This window comes from Cellvibrio sp. (assembly GCF_053579595.1).
In genome coordinates this window covers 1-2,491 of the sequence record NZ_JBRFPI010000515.1, presented here as the reverse complement: position 1 = coordinate 2,491, position 2,491 = coordinate 1, and the positions used below count along the sequence as shown (strand labels likewise).

3 protein-coding genes are annotated in these 2,491 nt (G+C 47.6%); 1 reads left to right on the top strand and 2 read right to left on the bottom strand.

The window, feature by feature from the left end; all coding sequences use genetic code 11:
- Positions 1-358: hypothetical protein (locus tag ACWA6V_RS20565; RefSeq protein ID WP_449524236.1), on the top strand; the 358-nt coding region annotated here is incomplete at its 5' end.
- Between the two features lie 69 nt (positions 359-427).
- Here ACWA6V_RS20565 and ACWA6V_RS20560 read toward each other — a convergent pair.
- Both ACWA6V_RS20560 and puuE read right to left on the bottom strand, forming a co-directional pair.
- The gene (locus tag ACWA6V_RS20560; protein ID WP_449524235.1) at positions 428-1,291 is read right to left on the bottom strand and encodes a 5'-nucleotidase, lipoprotein e(P4) family; all 864 of its coding nucleotides are present in this window, start codon (positions 1,289-1,291) and stop codon (positions 428-430) included.
- Positions 1,292-1,421: 130 nt separating this feature from the next.
- A complete protein-coding gene (puuE, locus tag ACWA6V_RS20555) occupies positions 1,422-2,357 on the bottom strand; it encodes an allantoinase PuuE (protein ID WP_449524234.1) in 936 nt (311 codons plus the stop codon).
- Positions 2,358-2,491: the final 134 nt, after the last annotated feature.

Below are 2,491 nucleotides of genomic sequence, written 5' to 3'. Positions count from 1 at the left end.
CGCGAACAAACCGTTGTGTTTTTATGCCGCGTTGCTGAATTATTGTCAGCAACATCCAGGTGTACGCCTATGCCAACATGCCATCTTACCGGACGAATTATTAACCTTAGCCAATCAATATTTTATGCGTCTCGTCGTGCTCGGCCACACCATCCGCAAACGCCCGGATTTTGATGCGAACCTTGAAAAAATGTTAAGCGAAATTCGCGCGGCATTGGATGAATTGTTTATCGATCATCCAGAAAGTAAATCGCTGTTTTATCCACCCAAAGCGCTCGGCGAGGGCTCGCGCTCAAAAATGCATAATTTTGCTTTGAGTCGTTTAGGTGAAGCGGAGTGGGAGATTAAAGGAAAATAAAGGTTGTGAACCTTATTTATTCAATGCGCCAAAGGCGCATTGAATTGTTGGAGAAGGGAGGGTCCCCGCTTAAAAACCCTTCAACTGTTTTAATTTCAATTCAGTCACTTCACTCGCTGGTTTGCTGTAGTCGTGATTAAACAGCGCCGCTTCCCATGAACCATAAACCGGGTTGGGAATTAAAAACCATTTGGTGCCCCATGCGCTCTGGCCGTTTTTAGCCAGTTCGACACGTGTTTCCGGCGAGCTTTTTGCGCCCGAGACAAAATCGCCAAAGTCATCGCCGATCAACGCGATAATACGAAAATCTTTGCTGATGAAAGTGCGCCTTGCGCCTTTATCGGAAGAACTCCAGCGATTTTCATTTTTGGTGAGCACTACATCGATATCATCGCGCAGCGGTAAGTTTTGTTGCTGCAAGTTTTTGCGCGTGTCCTGCTCCTGGCTTGCCTCACGGTTGGTGACGTAAAAAATGGTCACGCCCTGTGAATCGGCAAAATCCAAAAAGGCTTTAGCGCCTGGTAGCGGTTGTGCTGTGGCGAGTTGCGTCCATTTGTCCCAGGCTTCTTGGGTGAAAATGGCATTGTCTTTAATTAATTGCGCCTGGAACGGCGAGTTATCCAGCACAGTTTCATCAATATCCAAAATAATCGCGGGCGGTAAATTTTGGTAATCGCTGCTTTGTTCTTGGGCGGCGGTCCAGTTTTTATCGGCCAAACCTTTGCCTAACATGCTGGTGGCTTGGGTGTAAGCACTTTGGGTGAGGGCGTAATATTCAGCGGAGGTTTGCATCCACAGCACTGCATTCAATCGCTCATAAGTGGGCTGTGCCTGCGCGTTGTTTTTTGTGTCGATGGAACCGCAGGCGCTAATGCAACAGGCACTGGCCAACAGGCTGATGTGGCATAGATTTTTTAACGAAGTAGTCGGCATAATTTTCTCATTGTCAGGTTGTTTACAAGGGTTTGTGTTCGTAATTGTTTGTCTTTGTTAAGCGTTGAGTGCCCTTGTGTACCATTTTTATATAAAGATAATTAATCAGTAAGCAGAATTATTTGCGGTGTTAAGCGGGATAATGATGTTTGTGCCAGTGCTGCGCAATTTCATCGCGGCGGCATATCCACACATCATTGTGCTGCAAAATATATTGGATAAATCGTTCCAGCGATTGGATGCGCCCCGGTCTGCCGATAATGCGGCAGTGCAAACCTATATTCAGCATCTTGGGTGCTAATTTTCCTTCAGCGTAGAGCGCATCAAAACTGTCTTTGAGATAGGTAAAAAATTGGTCGCCACAATTAAATCCCTGCGCCGCCGCAAAACGCATATCGTTGCTGTCGAGCGTGTAGGGAATAATTAGATGCGGTTTGCCGTTATTGATATGCGCATATTCCTGCGTCCAGTAAGGTAAATCGTCCGCGTAGGAATCCGAGTCATATAAAAATCCACCTTGCTCGATGACCAATTTGCGCGTGTTAGGACTGTCGCGGCCGGTGTACCAACCCAGTGGGCGCGACCCGGTAACGCGCGTGTGTATGTCAATCGCCGTGCGAATATGTTCGCGCTCAATTTCCTCTGGCATAAATTGGTGATCAATCCAGCGGTAGCCATGGCTGGCAATTTCCCAACGGGATTCAAGCATGGCTTCCACTGCATCCGGGTTGCGTTCCAGTGCCATAGCGACACCGTAAATGGTTACCGGCAATTGGTATTTATTGAATAATCGATGCAGCCGCCAAAAGCCTGCGCGGCTGCCGTATTCATAGAGCGATTCCATACTCATATGGCGCGCTTCAAAGGCGCGTGCGCCGATAATTTCCGATAAAAAAGTTTCCGATGCGACATCGCCATGCAGCACGCAATTTTCTGCACCTTCTTCGTAATTAATCACAAACTGCACGGCAATTCGCGCGCTGCCGGGCCAATTGGCTTTGGGGGGATTCCTGCCGTAGCCGAGCAGGTCGCGTGGATAGGTTGCTGGGTTGTTGCTATCGCTCATGTGCTTTACCGCTAATAAAAGTGTGCTTAACAAAACTTTAATAAATACCGGGGTTTTGTCAAAGCATCATCAAATTCTGTGCCATCGTTCAAGGTTAGTGTTTTCCCGCGAATCGCCTTAAAACCCGCAATATT